The organism is Indolivaga macrotermitis (assembly GCF_900128985.1).
GTDB lineage: Bacteria > Bacteroidota > Bacteroidia > Bacteroidales > Dysgonomonadaceae > Dysgonomonas_A > Dysgonomonas_A macrotermitis.
Genome location: NZ_FQUC01000003.1, coordinates 285,871 through 305,855 on the forward strand (window position 1 = coordinate 285,871; position 19,985 = coordinate 305,855).

Consider the following 19,985-nt stretch of genomic DNA (forward strand, 5'->3'; position numbering starts at 1 on the left):
ATTTAATAAATAAAAAACGACTATTTATGATATCTATTCATAAATAGTACAGTTGAGAAATCACGAAGTTACTAAAAAAGTCGTATAAACATCCTCAAAGAATAGAAACTCTTTAATACCCACCTTCTTTCTTGGAACGAACCCCTTGCTGAAATCACACCCCAATATAATCAACTCGTATTTATTTATAAATAGTTATAGGAATAATATAAATAAATGAAAGTTATGGCAAAATATGGATTTGCAAATCTCGTGTCTAAACAAATCGTATATACTACAATACTCGACTGCACCTTAGCTGTCTATTCTTTCTTCAGGATTATAACATTTTTTTAGATATGTGTTTAAAAACACACTTTTCTTTTTTAGAATAAATTGATTTTATTGTAGATTTGCAGAGTTCAGCACAGTATAGACCAGTATAGATATTCGTGCTGAATAAAAAAATTAACCTATTAAATAAAATCAGTGTACAGCATATCGATGAAACACCCCTTTTTTGTCGATTTTTTACCCTGAAAATTTTGGTCTCTAGCTTTCACTTATTACGAGTGGAATCAATAAACATTGGTTTTGCTCTATTAAAAACTTATCCCGTAATAGGGTTCTTGCATATTTATGAAAAAATCGAAGCCTGAAAATCTATTCATTAACCTTTTTAATTATTATTTTTTTATGGAAAGTGCTAATCTACAACCAATCAAACGTAAGCCTGCCACGAAAGGCTTATACAGGAAAATGGGATTCATTCTTCTATGCTGCTTTGCTTTTGCCTTGCAGGCACAAGCGCAGAAACAAATTAATGTATCGGGTACGGTAGTCGATCCGATAGGCGAGCCCATTATCGGGGCTACGGTTGCGGTCGAAAAATCGACTCAGGGAACAACAACCGATCTGGACGGAAAATTCGTCTTGTCGGTTTCTTCTAATGCAGTGCTGAAAGTGTCTTATCTGGGGTATCTGCCACAGACAATAGCTGTAAACAATCGCACTTCTATTTCGGTCACTTTACAGGAAGATTCGGAAAATCTCGATGAGGTTATCGTAATCGGCTACGGTACTGTGAAGAAAAAAGACCTGACAGGTGCAGTATCATCGGTGAGGAACGAAGATATTGTGATAGCTCCCACAAGCGACGTTATGGAGGCTTTGCAAGGTAAAATATCAGGAATGGATATTAATAAATCGACCGGACAGATCGGTCAGAAAGTTGATATTCGCTTGCGTGGTAACCGATCTATTTACGGAAGTAACGAACCTTTATTCGTTATTGACGGTATTATTTCGGGTTCGGACGGATATAGTCAAATTAACCCATCGGATATAGAAAGTGTAGATGTTTTGAAAGACGCATCATCGACTGCGATATATGGTTCGGCAGGAGCCAATGGGGTTGTTATTATTACTACTAAGCGAGGAAAAGAAGGTAAAGCTATTGTCAATTTCGATGCCTATTACGGATTCAGCGGAACACCCGAATTTTATCATGGTATGACAGGAGATGAATGGACAAATTACAGACGCGAAGCTTATAAATATAAAAACGGACAATATCCGGCCGATATGGGCGCGATTTTGACCGATGCCGATAAGTTGGCTGCATATAATGCCGGAAAATGGATAGACTGGGTGGATCAGCTTTCGGGCAATACAGCTACCATGCAAAAGTATAATCTATCAGTAAGTGGTGGGAATGCCAAAACAAAAGTGTTCGGTTCGGCATCTTACGAGCAGCAGAAAGGGTTGCTCGAAAACGAAGACCTGAATCGGTATGCCATGCGCCTGAACGTAGATCAGGAGATATTTCCATGGGCAAAAGCCGGTTTTATCTCTAACCTGACACATAGCCTGACCAATGCAGGTGTAAAAAATACTTTTACAAAAGCACTGGCTGCATTTCCATTAGGAGACATGTACGATGCTGAAGGTAACCTTAACTACGAGTATGCAACCGACAGTTATACTCCATTGGGTGACTTTATACCTAACCAATTTGTAGACAATACCCGATATACATATATTAATCCGAGTGCTTATCTTGAGCTGACTCCAATTAAAGGATTGATGTTGAAATCGGTAGCAAGTGCCAGACTTACCAATTCGCGACGTGGGCAGTATTGGGGAGCTAAGGCCAATGCCAACCGTCCATCTTATGCCGGAACACCTCATGCCGGAGTGACCAATACATATACTTATAATTATATGTGGGATAATATTGTAACGTATAATCATACTTTCAATAAAGACCATGACCTGACTGCTACATTTGTAACATCGTGGGAAAAAACGACGAATGAAGACAATAAAGCAGAAGCCAGTGGACAAAACCTCGACTCATGGAGTTTTTACCGTTTATTAGCCGGAACATCGGCTCGAGTGGAATCAAACTACATACAGTCTCAAAAGATGTCATACGTCGGCCGTCTTAATTATTCGTATAAGAGTAAATACTTATTATCAGTATCGAGTCGTTGGGACGGGGTATCGTGGTTTTCCGACGGACAGAAATGGGATGTATTCCCTGCCGGAGCATTGGCATGGCGTATTTCGGAAGAATCGTTTATGGAAAATACCAAAGATTGGCTTGATAACCTGAAACTCAGATTTGGCTATGGAGTAACCGGGAACTCGGGAGGTGTAGCCCCTTACAGTACGCAAACTAATGCCTATGCTTACTCGTCGGCCGGAATTTCTATTGATGGTAAAAATGTACCGTTCACTCAATACACAGGTACATACGGAAGTAAAGGTTTGGGCTGGGAAAAATCGTATAATATGAACATCGGACTAGACTTTACGTTATTCGGCGGCCGTATCGATGCGGCATTCGAATGGTTTAATACCAAAACCAAAGACCTCTTGTTTATGCGTACTATGCCTATTACCAGCGGTGCGACCGGTTGGGGATCACCTCTGAAAAGCTGGGAAAATATAGCTGAAACCAGTAATAAGGGAATAGAACTGACAGTTAATTCGCGTAATATCCGTACCAATGATTTTACGTGGAACTCGACCTTAACATTTACATGGAGCAAAGAAAAAATAGAATCGTTACCTAGCGGTGATCTGGTCGCCGAAAATCTATTCGAAGGCCAGCCTATCGGTAGTTTCTATGATTATAAGTATCAGGGTATCTGGGGATCTGATACTCCGGCATCGGTACTCGAAGCTTATGGCGTGAAACCCGGCTGGATTATACTGGCGACCAATCCGCAGATAGTGGACGGCGTTAGTGACGAAGGTGTACATAAATATAGCGAGAAAGACCGTTACTTGCTCGGACATTCAAATCCCGATTGGATTGTCGGATTCAACAATACATTCCGGTACAAAGATTTCGATCTGTCTGTTTTTGTGATGGCACGTTACGGACAAACAGTTAAAAGTAACCTGATGGGTTGGTATAATGCTAAGATAGGCGATAATAATAATCAGATATCGGGTGCCGATTATTGGACGGAAACTAATCAGGGAGCTTACTTTCCGGTAGCAGGTAGCGGCGATGAGCAAGCCGCTTATATGCCTTCACTTCAATACCGCGACGGATCGTTCGTGAAAGTGAAGAACATCACGTTAGGTTATACATTGCCCCTGCGAATATCGCAAGTAGCGTTGATGGATCGCTGCCGGTTTTATTTCACAGCTTATAATCCGTTTATCTATGTAAAAGACAAACAACTGAGAGGTACTGATCCCGAAACAAAGGGCTCTGATTCGTTCCCCCTATACAAGCAGTTTGTATTTGGCGTGAATCTCACATTCTAAGGCATTACCGTATGTTTGTTTAACTCATTAATAAAAGAAATCCAATATGAAAAAGATATTTAATAAAAATATATTATTAGCCGTAATGCTGGCATCTGGCCTTTGCCTTCCTTCTTGTTCACTTGAAGAAGAGAATCCGGCCGGTTTTACTCTGGAGATTACAGCTGAAACAATTCAAGGGTACGAATCGCTGATCAATCAATGTTATTTCTCGATGCAGCGTTATTTCTACGGAACCGATAACTGGATGACATTGACAGAAGGGGGAACCGATTTATGGACATATCAGGGCAATCTGTCTACAACGTGGACTCAGTGGTTCTGGTATTTTGCCGGAGCAGCACCCAATACCACTTATACTAATGGATGGTGGAATGGTACTTACGATGGTATCGGCTCATGTAATGTAGCTATCTCGCTGGTTAATAAGCCACCATATAAGACTGAAGAGGAGCGGAATGCAGTTGTGGCACAGGCTTACTTTCTGCGTGCGGTATATTATTTCAATGCCGTGGAACAATTCGGAGGGGTAACTATGATAACCGAACCTGCAACAGGAATGAACTTCCATCCCGACCGGACAGACCCGCTTACGATATACAAGGAGGTAATTATCCCCGATCTCGAATTTGCATTCAAATGGTTACCTAAAGGAGATGATAATACGACAAAACCGACTAAAAAAGCAGCTCTCGGATTTTTGGCGAAAGCTTGCCTGCAAACAATAGAGTATGATGCCGGAAAAGAGTATGCGGCCAAAGCCCTCGAATATGCCAAAATGCTGATACAGGATGCCGAGTCGGGTGGGGCGCAATACAATGCCTATATGTATGAGCAGTATACCGATGTATTTAAAGAATCGAATAACTGGACAAATAAAGAAGCTCTGTGGAAGCATCGCTGGTATGCCGGATCTGATGGACATGGTTCGAGTAACGGAAACTATAAGCTGAACCGTAACAATGAATATTTCTACTGTAAAGTAACCAATTTCGGTGCGCGTATCGACGATCAGGCTACCCGTCTTCTTTGGGGTGGTAATCAGCCCGGAATATTTATGCCTACACAACATTTGTTAGAATTATTCGTGCAGGAAGACGGAACTCTCGATCCGCGTTTCCACGAATCGTTCCAGACCGAATGGGATGCAAATACCGTTTACTCGTGGGATGAAAGTTCCGTGAATCGATTTGATAAAGTAGCAGCCGTTAAAGGTAAAAGTTTGGCGGTAGGAGATTTGGCCATTAAATTTATTATGCCACAAGATGCCGATTATGCCACCGAGTCGAAGGCGAAACATACAAGTCCTTATCTTACTATCGACTATAAAGATGTATATAACGATGCGGCAAAGAACATAAATATGACTTATATTTATCAGAATCCAACAGCCGGCTATAACTCTAACGGTACTTCGGAGAACTTGTTTAATGTATTTTATCCATCGTTGACCAAACACAATAGTAGTAACTATTTTGTGGCCAATGCTGGTAATAAACGGAACGGAAACCTCAATGCGACATTTATTATGCGTATGGCTGAAGTTTATCTTATTGCAGCCGAAGCTGACCTATATGTCAACGGCGGATCGTCGGCTTTAGGCTATATAAATAAGATACGAACCAGAGCCGGAGCCAAAAGCCTGACAGGTACACCTACTATCCGTACTATTCTCGACGAACGCGGACGCGAATTGTGTGGCGAGTACAATCGCTTCTATGACCTGAAAAGAACAGGTATGCTAAAGGATGTGAACTATTTGAAAACGACACATCCCGATCTTGCTAAATTCTTTAAGGCTGAGTATGCTTTACGTCCTATCTCGACTACTTATACCGAAGTACTTGAAGGTGGCGGAGCATATTATCAGAATCCCGGATATTAACCTTGAATCAGTAATATTCTTCAGGATTTGTTAATCGACAGGATTAATACATCTGAACATTGAAAATGCCATTCCCTCGCCTCTACATAGAGATTAGAAAATGGCATTTCTTTTTTATATATAGCGTTTTGTAATTATTATTCACTTAACAAAAATCGCATCTTTATCATTAACAAAAAGCAGATTTTAGCCGAACATAGTTACAATTCGTTTTATACCTTCAACCAAACGGTCTACTTCTTCGTGTGTATTGTAAAAAACAAACGAAGCTCTTACAGTTCCTTCTATACCCAGAACATCCATTAGCGGTTCGGCACAATGATGTCCGGTACGTACTGCAATTCCCATCTTATCAAGTAACATACCCATATCATAATGATGAATATTTCCTACAAGAAATGAAATAACCGCACTTTTGTGTTCAGAAGTTCCGAATATTTTTAGTCCATCTATATCAGACAGGCGCTTTGTAGCATATGCAAGAAGTTCGTCTTCATAGGCTTTGATATTTGCTATACCCAAAGACTCTATGTATTCTATGGCTGTACCTAATGCTATGTAGTCAACATAATTAGGAGTACCTGCTTCGAACTTGAAAGGTAACTCATTGAACGTTGTTTTAGCAAATGAAACTTTACCGATCATTTCGCCTCCTCCCTGATAAGGCGGCATTTGGTTTAGTAGCTCTTCTTTTCCATAAAGAACACCGGTACCGGTAGGACCATATATTTTATGACCGGAAAATACCAAGAAATCACAATCCAACTTCTGCACATTTATCTCAATATGCTGAACAGCTTGAGCTGCATCAAGCAGTACAGGGATATTATGCTTATGAGCTATTTCTATTACCTTTTCTACGGGATTAATAACTCCCATCACGTTAGAGACATAGGTAATAGACACTAACTTCGTCTTGTCTGAAATAAGTTTTTCGAACTCATCCAAAATAATCTCGCCCTTGTCATTTATAGGAATCACACGGAGTTTTACTCCCGTAATGCTTTCCTGTAATTGCCATGGAACTATATTGGAATGGTGCTCCATTGCACTTACGATTATTTCATCCCCTTCTTTACAAAACTGGCGGCAAAAGCTGTGAGCAACCAAATTAATACTTTCGGTTGTGCCTTTTGTAAATATGATTTCATGAGAATGTTGGGCGTGAATGAATCTTTGCACAATCTTCCGGGCATCTTCGGTTTGTTCTGTAGCCACCTGACTTAGGTGGTGCACCCCCCGGTGGATATTAGCATTAATAGTTGAATATACTTCAGCTATTTTATCTATCACACACTGGGGTTTTTGTGTTGTCGCCCCATTGTCGAAATATACAAGCGACTTCCCGTATATTTCTGTCGAAAGTATAGGGAAGTCTTTTCTTATTTTGTTTATATCTAATGACATAATCTTTTACCTGTCCTTAGGTTCTATATTCTTGAATTTTTCGAGCAAGTCTCTAAATTCATTTTCAATAACCGGCTTTATAATACGCTTGCCCGAAATTGGATATTTGTCCAGATAGCTTTGTGGTCTTATAGGCCTCCTTTCAAAGCCACCACCACAATTGGGGCAGACATTAAAGAATACCTTCTCCACACAATCTTTACAGTAAGTACATTCGAAAGAACATATCATAGCTTCTGTACTGTTGTAAGGAAGATTTTTACCACAATTTTCGCAACAAGCTCTTATATCAAGCATCGTCAAATTATTTACAAATAGCACAATCCCCGCACCGGGCATCTTCCCCTCTAAAACGCTTTTCGACTAATTCTTCAAGACGGGCTCTCAGCACATCTATATGTATTAGTTTCAAAACATCAGCAGTAAACGCCTGCATTAATAGCAGTTCGGCATCAGCTTTAGCAATACCTCTTGCGCGAAGATAAAATAATGCATCTTCATCCAATTGACCGGTTGTCAGTCCATGTGAACATTTTACATCATCAGCATATATTTCGAGCTGAGGTTTTGAATACATATGGGCATCATGAGAGGCACATAAGTTATTGTTAGTCTGATAGGCTTGTGTTTTCTGCGCATCCTTCTCTACAAGTATACGTCCACAGAAAACTCCTTTGGAATGATCCTGTAAAACGTATTTAAATAACTGTGTACTTGTACAATGTGGTTTAGCATGATCCATAAAGACAAAGTTATCTACATGCTGTTCTTTATCGGAAATAACAACACCGGCAACTTGTGCTTCCGAATGCTCACCACCAAGAACCACATTATAATTGTTACGGGTAAATCCGCAGTTTAATGTGATGTTATTTAATAAAGTAGTAGAATTCTTACCTTGTTTTACAAATGTCGAAGAAAGTCTAGTTACCTGATTCGAGTTTTCTTCCAGTTCGTAAAACTCTACATGTGCATCATCATCAGCAAATATCTCAGTAACCTGTGTTGCCAAAAACTTATTGTCAGTGACAGTATGGTCACAAGCTAACATTTTTACCTGTGCATTTTTACCAACGATAATCAGTAGGCGGCGGTTTACCAGATAATCCGTATTAGCGGTAAGTATATTGATCAGCTGTATAGGATGCTCGATAACTTTATTATCGGGAACATATACAACAAAACCATCTTGAGCAAACATGGTGTTGAAAGCTGCAACTCCGTTTTTTTCTATTTGGGCGATCTTGCCGTAATATTTAGCACAAATATCAGTGTGCTGTTCCGCAAAATCATTAAGGCTTCCGATGAATACACCGGAAGGGAAATCCATTTCGGGAAGGCCTGCTCCATGAAAACCATCATTCAAAAGAAAGAATAGATTGGTTGATAATTCAGGAACATTGCATTTATATGATTTATAAGGATCTACTTTTACAGGAAAACGGTTTAAATTAACACCGAAATCAGGGGCAAACTCTCCTGCGACATCCGAATATTGGAAGTCTTCGAGTTGCCGGTTGGGAAAACCTATTTTTTTGAAAACCTCGAACGCTTTATCCCGTTGACTGTTCAGCACATTGGCTGATTTACTGTCAATAAGATCGCGATGTTGGTTAAACAAGTCTATATATTGAGTTTCTATCATCGAATCTTTACTATAAAATGTAGTGAATAAAATAAGAATAAAGGTCTCAAACCTATTTATTACTTTTGCAAGTAAAGAGCAATACCATTTGTTATGATTTGAAAATACGTTATAAGATATTTGCCTTTACTTAATATAAATCATTAATCCGGAGATCAGTCTTTATATTCTTTAATAATCCAGTCATAGCCTTTTTCTTCAAGCTCAAGAGCTAGTTCCGGGCCTGCACTTTTCACAATACGCCCTTTGTAAAGAACATGTACAAAATCGGGCTTAATATAGTCTAGTAACCGTTGATAGTGAGTAATTACAATAGTAGCATTGTCTTTGCGTCTCAGCTTATTTACACCTGCTGCAACAATACGCAAAGCATCGATATCGAGACCTGAATCTGTTTCGTCCAAAATGGCTAATTTAGGATCTAACATAGCCATCTGGAATATTTCGTTACGCTTTTTTTCTCCTCCGGAAAAACCTTCGTTAACCGAACGGCTGGCAAGTGTACTGTCCAGTTCAACTAATTCACGTTTTTCTTTCATTAATTTTAAGAAATCTGAAGCGGGAATCGGGTCTAATCCTTTATGTTTGCGGGTTTCGTTTACCGCTGTACGCATAAAGTTTACCATACTTACACCCGGAATTTCTACCGGATATTGGAAACTAAGGAACAAACCTTCGCAGGCTCTTTCTTCAGGATCAAGTTCAAGCAGGTCTTTACCTTGAAATTCTACTTCACCTTCAGTTACTTCGAAAGCAGGGTTACCAACCAAAACTGAAGCAAGAGTACTTTTTCCGGCTCCGTTAGGTCCCATGATAGCATGGATTTCGCCTTCTTTTACTTCAAGGTCTAAACCTCTTAAAATCTCATTTCCTTCTACATTTGCATGTAGATTCTTTATACTTAATAATTTAGTCATTATACTTTAATAAATTATATGAATAAAACCGGGCTTTTCCGGCTCTCATCCAGACAAGGATATCTTGCCAGAGACAAATTTATTCTTAAACAGAGTTAATTTGTGATTTAGAACAACGAAAATAGTAAAAAGTTTTACTATACCGTCTCTATTGAGGATATAATAAATTTATAAGGTCATATCCAGTTCCACTCTAACCGGGCAATGGTCTGAGTATTCGATCTCGCGGAATATGGATGCGCTTTTCAGCCTGTGTCTGGCTTCTTCGGATAATAAATGATAATCGATCCGCCAGCCCAGGTTTTTACCCTTAGCTCTGGCTCTAAAACTCCACCATGTATATCTTTCGGGGCTTTTGTCGAATACGCGGAAAGTATCGATCATTCCCGTAGCAACAAAACCATCGAACCATTCTCTTTCTTCGGGAAGGAAGCCCGACATTGTGGTATGTTTCTCCGGATTGTTTATATCTATAGCCTTGTGGCATATATTGTAGTCTCCGCAAATCAGTATTTCTTTGCGTTCCTTTCTTAATTCGGAAATAAAGACAGTAAAGTCGGCCAGAAATTCCATTTTAAAAGCCTGGCGGGCATCGCCGGTTGTACCCGACGGCATGTAAACACAGATAATAGTTAATGGACCGAAATCGGCACGGATTACGCGGCCTTCGTCATCGTATTTTTCTATTCCCATTCCTATCTTAACAAGATCGGGCTGGGTTTTAGAGATAAGGCCTACGCCACTATACCCTTTCTTTTTAGCCGGATGAAAATAACAATAAGGATATCCTATCGAATTCAAGCTTACAGTATCAATCTGATCTTCTTGTGCTTTTAGTTCCTGAAAACAAGCTACATCAGGTTGTGAAATCTCGAGCCAGTCATGCAGACCTTTACTTGCGGCCGAACGAATACCATTGACATTATATGATATAATCTTCATGAATGTAAAAAATAGAATATGTGAAAAAAGAATTTATTCTTGATCTCTAATTTCTTTAATCTCAACCTCTTTTACCTTTTTAAACAAATCGGAAGCGAATACAAAGTCATTCAGGGCTTCATTATCAGCCATCAGTATATCCTGATTTGTACCTTCCCATTCGAGATTACCTTCCTTTATAAAGAAAATCTTTTCTCCGATATTCATAACGGAGTTCATGTCGTGGGTATTTATTATGGTTGTGATTTTGAATTCAGTAGTAATCTCATGTATTAACTGGTCTATAACCAGAGATGTCTGCGGATCGAGACCCGAGTTGGGCTCATCGCAATACAGATATTTCGGGTTGAGCGATATGGCTCTGGCTATGGCTGCACGTTTCATCATACCTCCACTTATTTCAGAAGGATATAAGTGTCCTGCATCAGAAAGGTTTACACGATCGAGACAAAATTGGGCTCTTTCTTTCTTTTCGCTTCTAGACATGGAAGAAAACATATCTAGCGGAAAATAAACATTTTCGAACACTGTCATTGCATCGAAAAGTGCTGATCCCTGAAAAATCATGCCCATTTCCTGACGCAAAGCTTTCATCTGGGCTGTAGACAGTTTTGTGAGATCCCTCCCATCATAAAGTATCGAACCGCTGGTAGGGCGCATCAGTCCAACCAGATTTTTCAGTAATACCGTTTTACCCGAACCGCTTCGTCCGATAATCAGGTTTGTTTTGCCTTCTTCGAATATCATGCTTACTCCTTTGAGTACTTCACGACCTTCGAATGATTTCCTCAGATTTTTTACTTCTATCATCTTATCCCATCATTAAATCGGTGATTACTAAGTCTGAAATAAGTATCAGTATACTCGTAATAACAACGGCATTTGTACTGGCTTTACCTACATCAAGCGACCCTCCTTTGGCATAGTATCCATAGTATGCAGATATGGAGGCTATTAAGAAAGCGAAAAATATAGTTTTCATGATGGCATACCAAATGTAGAATTCTTTGAAGAAGCTTTGGAGCCCGTATTCAAAGTCGACAATAGTCACAGCATGGGTTATAAAACACACGGCAAACCCTCCGAGTATACCGAAGAACATACTCAATACGACTAGTACGGGAACAAATACCATTAACCCGATAGTTTTCGGTAATACTAGGTAATTAGCAGAGTTAACTCCCATTATTTCAAGTGCATCGATCTGTTCGGTAACTCGCATAGTCCCTATTTCGGATGAAATATTCGAACCTACTTTTCCTGTTAGTATGAGGCACATGATGGTTGATGAGAATTCGAGAAGAATAATCTCTCTGGAAGTAAACCCGACAGTATAACGGGGTAGAAGGGGATTGGATATGTTTAACGCGATTTGTATTACGATTACAGCACCGATAAATAACGAAATTATAATAACAATGCTGATTGAATCTACCCCTAATTTATTGATCTCCTTTATTAGCTGATTGAAAAATACTCTCCATTTTTGAGGACGGGTGAATACTTTCCGCATCAATAAGATATACTGTCCCAGTTTTTCGAATGAACTTAGCAACATATGATTGGTTATTTCTGCTTGTGACTAATTACGATTGATAACTTATCAACTGGACAAAGGTATAAAAAAATTACAGATTTACGGTGTTCATGCTTTGGGGTTCGTTAATATTAACCATCCCATTATCGTTATTGATAAATGTTTTTTTCGCTATATTCCCTGCTATTTTAGTCGTGGCTGCATCGAACGAAGCTCCTATGATACCCCCCATGAACGGAATCATTTTTGTAATATTCCCCAGGCTTTTACCTCCGGCTTTAGTTGCGGCTTTTTGGGCTGCTTTTCTAATCATTTTTTCACCGGCTTTTATCCCCGATTCTTTTGCCAATTCTTTAGCTCCGTTGCCTGCCATACATATATAGATCATCGATTTTACCCGGTCGCTTTGCAAGTCATGACCACCCATATAAGCAATAGCGGCAATCATTCTTATTTGTATGTATATCACGCTGGCTATATTTGCCGGAACTGCAAATGGCATCATGGTAAAACCTCCGAATCCGGTGATAAATCCGCTTGTGGCAGATTTGGTTACCTGCCATTTAATCAGACGGTCAGCCTTTTGTTCAAGTGTTCCCTGGGTAATCATATAATTGTGCGCCAGAGAATATGCTGATTCGGTACCGCTGAACCCTGTCAAGGCCTTATTATAAGCCCAGTCCAGGAGTTTTGTGGTGATACTTTTATTATTTGACATATTATTTATTTATGTTGATTTGAATATCAAATATATAATAAGATATGGGATTATATATTTAAGAAAATCTAATATTATTAAATTTATCCGGTCAGATATAAAAACGGAACAAGCATTACGCTTATTCCGTCCTAATAAAATATATTGATGTTGTTTAAGTCTACTTACGACCGTGCCTGTTACTGAGCGTCTGTTTCATAAAGTCCTCTTCTGCCTGTAGGTATTTGTATATTTTTTCGGCAGAAAGTACTTTTTTGAATTTAACCAGATATTCTTTATTTAACTGGGCTTCTTTTAGTTTCGCTTCTGTACTTTCATTGATTAAGCGTTCGTAATCCGCTTCGGTCTTATTATTTTTTTTCCGGAGTTCACGTACATTCTTTCTAACCTCTCTGTTTATTTCGAAACGTTTATCCATTAATTCGTTCGTAATGGGGATAAATGCTTTTGCCTCGGCGTCAGTCAGTCCTGTTTTCTTAATTATAAATTCAGCTTTCTTCTTTTTGAAATCATTTATATCGAAAGCATTTTTTTGGGCCAACAATTGTATGTTACAACTCAAAAGAAGCAACAGTGTTAAGAGTGTATATTTAAATTTTGAATTTGACATAATCTTGTTCAGAATTAAAAATTATTCATAAAAAGAATCTTTATAAGCGAGTAACGTAGCTTCCTCTTCGATAAAATCATAATAATCATTTTCGAGAGAAGCCGTAGTGTCAGTAGTAGAGCCAGATTCTATGGACGTTGGGTGTGAACTGTTCGATTCCAGATAATTGATACCTACCAGTGATACGGCAACAAATACAGCTGCAGCCGCAGACCAAGTCGTGATAGATCTCCACAGAGGCACTTTCTTTACCGAAGGAGCCTTTTCGGGGAGCTTATCCATAATCTCGAGATTAAAGTTCTCAAAATAATTTTCGGGAACTCTAAACGGATTTCTTTTGTCATTGTCGTTTAGCATATATTCTCCTTTCTTTATAATAAAGTCTCAACTTACTTTTTTGCAGAAATACAATAGCTTACAGTTAGTATATACTATTGATTTCTGATCTTTACATATTAATAGACTAACCAAAAAACAAAAGGTTTAATTGGGTAGTGATAAAAATTCTTCAATTTTTTTTACGGCATGGTGGTAGGATGCTTTTAATGCACCTACGGATGTGTCGAGTATTTTCGACATATCTTCATATTTCATGTCGTCAAAATATTTCATATTAAATACAATCCTTTGTTTCTCCGGAAGAGTAAGTATTGCCTTCTGTAGCTTCAATTGGGCTTCATCGCCGTCGAAATACGAATCACCTTCGAGTTTCGAAAGCAGGAAGGAATCGTCGTCGTCGATAGCTATATTCTGGGACTGTTTTTGTTTATTGATAAAGGTAATGCTTTCGTTTATAGCTATTCGGTATAGCCATGTTACTAATTTAGCATCGCCACGGAATGAGTCCAGATTTGTCCAGATTTTTATAAATGTATTTTGTAATACATCATTTGCATCATCATGAGATAATACCATCTTTCTTATCTGCCAGTACAGTTGTTCACTGAAAGCCTTTACAAGATCACTGAAAGCTGCTTTTTGCTCTTTCGGATCCTGTAACCTGTCGATCAATTTATGTTCGGCTTCTTCGGTCATAATTTGTTTTCAAATATAAGGCAAATAATAAAATATTGGATTATCACATGTCGGAGTCGTCCCCGAAATCGTCATTGTCGTTGGCTGTTGTACCTTGTCCGTCTTCGAACCATGAGATGAATCCATCAACTTTATTTGTGTTGCTGTTCCACCATTCGAGTGAAACAGGGAAATAAGAAACGCTTGTATACCTGCAATAGGTGTCAAAATATCCGGATTCTAAAATTTCAGAATAGATAGGAACGAAAAAATCCCAAAGAAGACCTTTACGCGAATCGTCTTGCATCTGTCCTAGTGTGAAAAATATCTGGCGTGACGCTTGTTCGAAAAAAGCATATTGGAAACGCTGGTCGTCTATCTTGGGTTGTATATTTCTTAATTGGTCATATAACTTCTGACGGTCGATACCATCTTCCGGAGTCAAAAGAGGCGAGCCATTCGGTATTTTTTGAGTAATTATATCATACATCTCGCCGAATGCATCTTTAGACCTGTCAGTATTAGGTTCGAGTAAAAGGAAGAAATGGAATGCCATGAAGCTTTGTACCCATCTTTCCGAATCACTTAATACATACGCATATAATAGGAAAGCACTGGGATGTGTGGTATCTATTTCTATAGCCTTTTGTAAATGATAGATAGATAACCTAAGGTTCTTCATTTTGAAGTAACTTAACCCCAGATTATAGTGTATCAAATACTCATCGCCACATCTCTCCAGCCCTTCATTCAATAACTTAATAGATTGATCCAGTTTGTTCATTTCCGATAAAGCCGTGCTCTTTACACAGTACGCATCTACTAAAAGAGGCTTGAAGTTGGCATTGATAACCTTGGTACTATATTTTAGAGCATTATCGTAATCCTTCAGCATCAGATATGAAAGAGCCATTTCGTAAGTGGCAGACATAGACGAAGGGTTTGCTTTTAATGCTTGCTGATAATAGCTGATAGCATCATTGTATCTACCCTTATCGTGTAAGCTAACTCCTTTACGGATTAATTTATCCGATGAAGGTTGAGAGTATGCTGTTAATGAGCAAGAGATGAAAATAAAAAATGAAATAAGTAAAAAACGCATCCCGAATTATATATGTGTGTAAAAATCAGATATATTTTACATATAACTGACAATAAAAGCATTGCAGCCTTTGAGAAATAATTTAACCCTAAAAATACAGGTCAAATACTAAAAGCGTGTAAAATTAAGAAAAAAGTAGCTTATAATCTAATGATTCGAAAAGACATGTTCTGTAAAAATTCTAAACGGTTCCTTTTTTTACTTTGATATTAATTAAGTCTGGAGTTTGGTGCAAAAAAAGCTTAAAATATTTTACCTTTGTGAGCTAAACCAAATCTGCAATTTACAGATGAGGTGTGAATAAGGTGCTTTTTTTATTAAAGCTTGATAATGAGCTAATAAATAATTATATAGAAAGAAGATGTTAACACTGAAGACTATCAATGATAATCCGGAAGCGGTTATCTTGAAACTGGCAAAAAAGCATTTCGATGCCAAAGAATTGGTTTATAAAGTACTGGATGAAGATAAAAGACGTAAAGAAACTCAGTCGGAACTAGACGGCCTGTTGTCGGAAGTGAACTCTAAATCGAAGAGTATTGGCGCTTTAATGAAAGAAGGTAAAAAAGAAGAAGCCGAAACTGAGCGGAATTTTGTACAGGAACTAAAAGTCCGTATCCAAAGTTTAGAAGCCAATCTTAAAGAAGCGGAACGTGAATTGCAGGAGCTATTGGTTTTATTACCCAATATTCCATCTGATGAGGTTCCGGAAGGACGTGTAGCTGAAGATAATGTCATAGAGAAGACCGGTGGAATTGTACCCCAACTGGAAGAAGGTGCTGTTCCCCATTGGGATTTAGCAAAGAAATACGATTTGATCGATTTTGAACTGGGTGTGAAAATATCCGGAGCAGGCTTTCCTGTATATAAGGGAAAAGGCGCACGTTTACAGCGCGCACTTATAAACTTCTTTCTGGATAAGGCTCGTGAAGCCGGATATCTTGAAGTACAACCACCATATGTTGTAAATGCAGCATCGGGATATGGAACAGGGCAATTGCCCGATAAAGAAGGACAGATGTACCACGCAACAGCAGACGACCTTTATCTGATTCCTACAGCCGAAGTACCTGTAACCAACATCTACCGGGATACTATTCTGGAAGAAAAAGACCTGCCGATAAAAAATACAGCATATTCGGCATGTTTTCGCCGTGAGGCAGGCTCATACGGAAAGGATGTACGGGGGCTTAACCGCCTGCATCAGTTCGATAAGGTGGAAATTGTTCGTATAGATACGCCCGAACATTCTTATGAATCGCTCAAGGAAATGGTTGCTTATGTAGAGTCTCTGGTTACAGAGCTCGAACTACCTTGGCGTATACTCCGGTTATGCGGAGGCGATATGAGTTTTACTTCAGCCTTGACGTTCGATTTTGAAGTATTCTCAGCAGCACAACAGCGATGGCTGGAAGTAAGTTCCGTTTCCAACTTCGAAAGCTATCAGGCAAACCGTTTGAAATGCCGCTATCGTACAACTGATAAAAAGACCCAACTGGTGCATACATTGAACGGAAGCGCATTAGCATTGCCACGTATTGTAGCAGCTTTACTCGAAAATAACCAGAAGTCTGATGGTATACATATACCCAAAGCATTAGTTCCTTATACAGGATTTGATATAATAGATTGATATAGACTGAAATGAGATTGAAAGAATTAAATATTTACATGGTATTACTGTCTGTAGTTCTACTTCTGTCATCGTGCGGAGACGATTACAAAGAAAGTGGTATAGAAGGGCAATGGCAATTACAGACAATAGAAATGGCCAATGGAAAAAGCGTCAAAGTTGATACTGTCTTTTATTCTTTCAAAAAAGATGTTTTTCGTTATCTGAGATTGAAGACAAACACACAGACATTTACCTGTTTCGGTAATTATTCTGTATCGGATGAGAAATTGGAAATAGATGTAAACAGAGACTCATTTGAGCCGAACGATGATACAGCCGGGTTGGATTGGGATACCCTGATACGTACTTTTACAATCAAGAAGCATTCGTCATCGACTCTTGAGCTTGAATTCGAGGGAGATACTTACTATTTCCGCAAGTATTGAGAGGCTTGTTCAGCTATTATTTTACTATCTGATGAGGTCGAAAGATATAATTCTTATCATTATTTAAAGGATATTAGCAGAAAATGTTTAAACTATTTTAAGTATTGGGCTGTTATTCCATATAAACTAAATTTATTACTTTTGTAAAATAACTATTAACAGTGAGATTATGAATAAACTACTAGGGTTTGGATTGATGTTGTCTTTGCTGGTTGCATTTGGCTCTTGTAAGCCTAAGCAAAGCGCATATAAATCTATATACGAATCGGCAAAAGAAAGAGAATTAGAAGAAAATAAAACAGCCAGTAATTCTGCTGCTGCACAACCTTCTACGCCGGCTTATCCCGTATATAACTCAGATGTTTCGAACGAAGCCGTTAGATCTGAAAAAATTACACCGGTTTACGATTCGGATGCAGCAGGTCTGAGAGCTTACAGTGTAGTAATTGCTTCACTTAGTGTAAAACCAAATGCAGAGGCTCTAAAAGCTAGAATGGAACAAGAAGGATACAGCATTATCTTGGCTCAGAACGAACAAGGTATGTATCGTGTTATTATTGCCAGCTACGATGATAAGGCATCTGCTGTAAACAGTAGAAATGCTATCCGTGACAAATATTTGGCAAAAGGTTCGAGTGATGTTCTAAGAAGAACTTACGGTATACCTTTCGATGATCTTTGGATACTTCAAAGACAATATTAAAAACTGGGAAGATATATAAAACTTTAAAACGAATGGCTATTTCTGGAAAACAGGATAGCCATTTTGTTTGATTCTTTAATAATCATTATGCAGATTCGTTTTTTAGGCACAGGTACATCAACAGGGGTACCCGAAGTAGGATGTAATTGTGATGTGTGTAAATCGTCGGACAAACGCGATCAGCGCTTGAGAGCATCTGTCTTGGTCCGTACAAGAGGTAAAAATATACTCATCGATTGTGGGCCCGACTTTAGGTATCAGATGCTACAGACCGAATACGAACCTATTGCAGGGCTTCTTATTACACATGAGCATTACGATCATGTAGGAGGTATAGATGATTTACGTCCTTTTTGCCGTTTTGGAGATATAGAAGTGTATGCCGAATCGTATGTAGCTGATGCCATCGTAAAACGTATACCTTATTGTTTTTCAGAGTACAAGTATCCGGGAGTTCCCAATTTAATATTGAGCAGGCTCGAGAATAAATCTTTTTTATTAGGAGATATTGAGATTACCCCTATCCGTGTATTGCATGCCCAACTCCCTATATTCGGCTATCGAATAGGAAATATGGCTTATCTTACGGATATGAAAACCCTTCCGGAAGAAGAATACTCAAAACTTCAGGGATTAGACATTCTTGTAATGGATGCCCTTCGTATCAAAGAACACATATCACATCAAAATCTCGCAGAAGCATTGATTCAAGCTAAACGAATAGGTGCTAAGCGTACTTATTTTGTCCATATGAGCCACCATATAGGCTTACATGCCGAAGTTGAGAAAACACTACCCGAAAATGTGTATTTAGCTTATGACGGGCAGGAAATAGAAACTATGGATTAATCTCTTTTATCCGTATACTTTTAGGGCAAACTTTTAAAATAGAAATGTGCGTTTTGTTCCTTCATCTTAAGTATCTCTAAAGGTGGCATACCCGATAATAACCTGCATTCTTTGATAAAATGCGCCTGGTCGAAATAACCGTTATTTAAAGCAATCTGTAAATAGTCTTTATCAGGCGATAGTAGCAATGCTCTGATAGTCGCTTGGAACCGGCTCGTAATCTGAAACTTTTTCGGACTGATATTAAATTCATTTTTGAATAAACGTTCAAAATGCCTAAGGCTGATATTTAAATCTTTAGCTAATAAGCCTAGCGAAAGACTATCGTGATTCCCATAAATATAAGAGATTGAATGATCAAGTAGGGGGATAATACTACTATGTTTATAGAATTGCTTTAAAAAGAAATCATTTAATATATCTATTTTACGGCTCCATAATTGTTCTTCCTGTAGTCTATCTACAGTATTTTTCCCTTCGTTAGCCCAAATCTCATTAAATGAAAGAAAGTTATTGGAGAATTCTTTAAAGTTTAACGAGCAGAAATGGCGGAACGCTCCACTCCTGAATCTGATCGCCAGAAAGTCTAAATCTCCATCAGAGGATATTAAGATTGGTTTTCGCGGACAAAAAATATGAGATGTTGGCAATATATTTTCCTCTGTACGAAATGAAGACGAAAAGTGTATAAATAGATCAAGCCCTGTACCTGTAAATAAAGGGAATAATCCGGGCGATTTTTCTCCATTGGAATTACAACGCCAATACCTGTCGATATAAGGCCGTAAAGATATTGGCGGTTTGTAATATGTATACTGCATTATTATTAA

At 38.5% G+C, this 19,985-nt stretch carries 19 protein-coding genes; 6 read left to right on the forward strand and 13 right to left on the reverse strand.

Annotated elements, in window-relative coordinates:
* Positions 1–675 precede the first annotated feature (675 nt).
* Together BUC12_RS06740 and BUC12_RS06745 are read left to right on the forward strand one after the other, a co-directional pair.
* Entirely contained in the window at positions 676–3,765 is a 3,090-nt protein-coding gene (locus tag BUC12_RS06740; protein ID WP_062177853.1) for a SusC/RagA family TonB-linked outer membrane protein, read from the forward strand.
* A gap of 46 nt (positions 3,766–3,811) precedes the next feature.
* Positions 3,812–5,650 (forward strand): RagB/SusD family nutrient uptake outer membrane protein, encoded by a 1,839-nt coding sequence (locus BUC12_RS06745; protein WP_062177677.1) that lies wholly within the window; start codon positions 3,812–3,814, stop codon positions 5,648–5,650.
* 186 nt (positions 5,651–5,836) lie between these two features.
* Here BUC12_RS06745 and BUC12_RS06750 read toward each other — a convergent pair whose 3' ends face one another.
* The 12 genes from BUC12_RS06750 to BUC12_RS06805 all read right to left on the reverse strand — a co-directional run bounded on the left by BUC12_RS06750 (position 5,837) and on the right by BUC12_RS06805 (position 15,542).
* A complete protein-coding gene (locus tag BUC12_RS06750) occupies positions 5,837–7,057 on the reverse strand; it encodes an aminotransferase class V-fold PLP-dependent enzyme (RefSeq protein ID WP_062177680.1) in 1,221 nt (406 codons plus the stop codon).
* Positions 7,058–7,063: 6 nt separating this feature from the next.
* On the reverse strand, positions 7,064–7,354 hold the full coding sequence (locus tag BUC12_RS06755; RefSeq protein WP_062177683.1) for a DUF1272 domain-containing protein: 291 nt from the start codon (positions 7,352–7,354) through the stop codon (positions 7,064–7,066).
* Between the two features lie 7 nt (positions 7,355–7,361).
* Positions 7,362–8,702, reverse strand: coding sequence for a Fe-S cluster assembly protein SufD (gene sufD, locus BUC12_RS06760; RefSeq protein ID WP_062177686.1), 1,341 nt, complete (start codon positions 8,700–8,702; stop codon positions 7,362–7,364).
* Positions 8,703–8,857: 155 nt separating this feature from the next.
* Entirely contained in the window at positions 8,858–9,619 is a 762-nt protein-coding gene (gene sufC / locus BUC12_RS06765) for a Fe-S cluster assembly ATPase SufC (protein WP_062177689.1), read from the reverse strand.
* A 168-nt stretch (positions 9,620–9,787) separates the two neighbouring features.
* Positions 9,788–10,561 carry an exodeoxyribonuclease III gene (locus BUC12_RS06770; protein WP_062177692.1) on the reverse strand — a complete coding sequence of 258 codons (774 nt, stop codon included), beginning with the start codon at positions 10,559–10,561 and terminating at the stop codon, positions 9,788–9,790.
* A 33-nt stretch (positions 10,562–10,594) separates the two neighbouring features.
* Positions 10,595–11,371: an ABC transporter ATP-binding protein gene (locus BUC12_RS06775; protein WP_062177694.1), complete on the reverse strand. Its 777-nt coding sequence runs from the start codon at positions 11,369–11,371 to the stop codon at positions 10,595–10,597.
* Position 11,372: 1 nt separating this feature from the next.
* A complete protein-coding gene (locus BUC12_RS06780) occupies positions 11,373–12,116 on the reverse strand; it encodes an MlaE family ABC transporter permease (protein ID WP_394333928.1) in 744 nt (247 codons plus the stop codon).
* A gap of 73 nt (positions 12,117–12,189) precedes the next feature.
* Positions 12,190–12,816, reverse strand: a complete 627-nt coding sequence (locus BUC12_RS06785; protein ID WP_062177699.1) for an EcsC family protein — start codon at positions 12,814–12,816, stop codon at positions 12,190–12,192.
* A 160-nt stretch (positions 12,817–12,976) separates the two neighbouring features.
* Positions 12,977–13,426, reverse strand: coding sequence for a hypothetical protein (locus BUC12_RS06790; protein WP_062177701.1), 450 nt, complete (start codon positions 13,424–13,426; stop codon positions 12,977–12,979).
* A 21-nt stretch (positions 13,427–13,447) separates the two neighbouring features.
* Positions 13,448–13,783 carry a hypothetical protein gene (locus tag BUC12_RS06795; protein WP_062177705.1) on the reverse strand — a complete coding sequence of 112 codons (336 nt, stop codon included), beginning with the start codon at positions 13,781–13,783 and terminating at the stop codon, positions 13,448–13,450.
* Between the two features lie 126 nt (positions 13,784–13,909).
* Positions 13,910–14,461, reverse strand: a complete 552-nt coding sequence (locus BUC12_RS06800; RefSeq protein ID WP_062177709.1) for an RNA polymerase sigma factor — start codon at positions 14,459–14,461, stop codon at positions 13,910–13,912.
* Between the two features lie 43 nt (positions 14,462–14,504).
* A complete protein-coding gene (locus tag BUC12_RS06805; protein WP_062177712.1) occupies positions 14,505–15,542 on the reverse strand; it encodes a tetratricopeptide repeat protein in 1,038 nt (345 codons plus the stop codon).
* Positions 15,543–15,903: 361 nt separating this feature from the next.
* Here BUC12_RS06805 and serS point away from each other — a divergent pair, with 361 nt between their 5' ends.
* From serS to BUC12_RS06825, 4 genes are all read left to right on the forward strand, one after another.
* Positions 15,904–17,175 (forward strand): serine--tRNA ligase, encoded by a 1,272-nt coding sequence (gene serS, locus BUC12_RS06810; RefSeq protein ID WP_062177717.1) that lies wholly within the window; start codon positions 15,904–15,906, stop codon positions 17,173–17,175.
* Between the two features lie 11 nt (positions 17,176–17,186).
* A complete protein-coding gene (locus tag BUC12_RS06815) occupies positions 17,187–17,603 on the forward strand; it encodes a lipocalin-like domain-containing protein (RefSeq protein WP_070808562.1) in 417 nt (138 codons plus the stop codon).
* Between the two features lie 169 nt (positions 17,604–17,772).
* Positions 17,773–18,306 (forward strand): SPOR domain-containing protein, encoded by a 534-nt coding sequence (locus BUC12_RS06820; RefSeq protein WP_062177722.1) that lies wholly within the window; start codon positions 17,773–17,775, stop codon positions 18,304–18,306.
* Between the two features lie 87 nt (positions 18,307–18,393).
* Positions 18,394–19,155 (forward strand): MBL fold metallo-hydrolase, encoded by a 762-nt coding sequence (locus BUC12_RS06825; protein WP_062177725.1) that lies wholly within the window; start codon positions 18,394–18,396, stop codon positions 19,153–19,155.
* 20 nt (positions 19,156–19,175) lie between these two features.
* Here the strand turns inward: BUC12_RS06825 and BUC12_RS06830 are convergent, their stop codons facing one another.
* Positions 19,176–19,976 carry a helix-turn-helix domain-containing protein gene (locus BUC12_RS06830; RefSeq protein WP_062177728.1) on the reverse strand — a complete coding sequence of 267 codons (801 nt, stop codon included), beginning with the start codon at positions 19,974–19,976 and terminating at the stop codon, positions 19,176–19,178.
* Positions 19,977–19,985 lie beyond the last annotated feature (9 nt).

What these genes read in the sequence shown, in the direction of transcription:
- BUC12_RS06790 (WP_062177701.1), bottom strand. Translation starts at nt 13,426, where the DNA reads ATGTCAAATTCAAAATTTAAATATACACTCTTAACACTGTTGCTTCTT.
- BUC12_RS06770 (WP_062177692.1), bottom strand. Translation starts at nt 10,561, where the DNA reads ATGAAGATTATATCATATAATGTCAATGGTATTCGTTCGGCCGCAAGT.
- BUC12_RS06825 (WP_062177725.1), top strand. Translation starts at nt 18,394, where the DNA reads ATGCAGATTCGTTTTTTAGGCACAGGTACATCAACAGGGGTACCCGAA.
- BUC12_RS06805 (WP_062177712.1), bottom strand. Translation starts at nt 15,542, where the DNA reads ATGCGTTTTTTACTTATTTCATTTTTTATTTTCATCTCTTGCTCATTA.
- BUC12_RS06750 (WP_062177680.1), bottom strand. Translation starts at nt 7,057, where the DNA reads ATGTCATTAGATATAAACAAAATAAGAAAAGACTTCCCTATACTTTCG.
- serS (WP_062177717.1), top strand. Translation starts at nt 15,904, where the DNA reads ATGTTAACACTGAAGACTATCAATGATAATCCGGAAGCGGTTATCTTG.
- BUC12_RS06775 (WP_062177694.1), bottom strand. Translation starts at nt 11,371, where the DNA reads ATGATAGAAGTAAAAAATCTGAGGAAATCATTCGAAGGTCGTGAAGTA.
- BUC12_RS06795 (WP_062177705.1), bottom strand. Translation starts at nt 13,783, where the DNA reads ATGCTAAACGACAATGACAAAAGAAATCCGTTTAGAGTTCCCGAAAAT.
- BUC12_RS06830 (WP_062177728.1), bottom strand. Translation starts at nt 19,976, where the DNA reads ATGCAGTATACATATTACAAACCGCCAATATCTTTACGGCCTTATATC.
- sufD (WP_062177686.1), bottom strand. Translation starts at nt 8,702, where the DNA reads ATGATAGAAACTCAATATATAGACTTGTTTAACCAACATCGCGATCTT.
- BUC12_RS06800 (WP_062177709.1), bottom strand. Translation starts at nt 14,461, where the DNA reads ATGACCGAAGAAGCCGAACATAAATTGATCGACAGGTTACAGGATCCG.
- BUC12_RS06815 (WP_070808562.1), top strand. Translation starts at nt 17,187, where the DNA reads ATGAGATTGAAAGAATTAAATATTTACATGGTATTACTGTCTGTAGTT.
- sufC (WP_062177689.1), bottom strand. Translation starts at nt 9,619, where the DNA reads ATGACTAAATTATTAAGTATAAAGAATCTACATGCAAATGTAGAAGGA.
- BUC12_RS06820 (WP_062177722.1), top strand. Translation starts at nt 17,773, where the DNA reads ATGAATAAACTACTAGGGTTTGGATTGATGTTGTCTTTGCTGGTTGCA.
- BUC12_RS06740 (WP_062177853.1), top strand. Translation starts at nt 676, where the DNA reads ATGGAAAGTGCTAATCTACAACCAATCAAACGTAAGCCTGCCACGAAA.
- BUC12_RS06755 (WP_062177683.1), bottom strand. Translation starts at nt 7,354, where the DNA reads ATGCTTGATATAAGAGCTTGTTGCGAAAATTGTGGTAAAAATCTTCCT.
- BUC12_RS06785 (WP_062177699.1), bottom strand. Translation starts at nt 12,816, where the DNA reads ATGTCAAATAATAAAAGTATCACCACAAAACTCCTGGACTGGGCTTAT.
- BUC12_RS06745 (WP_062177677.1), top strand. Translation starts at nt 3,812, where the DNA reads ATGAAAAAGATATTTAATAAAAATATATTATTAGCCGTAATGCTGGCA.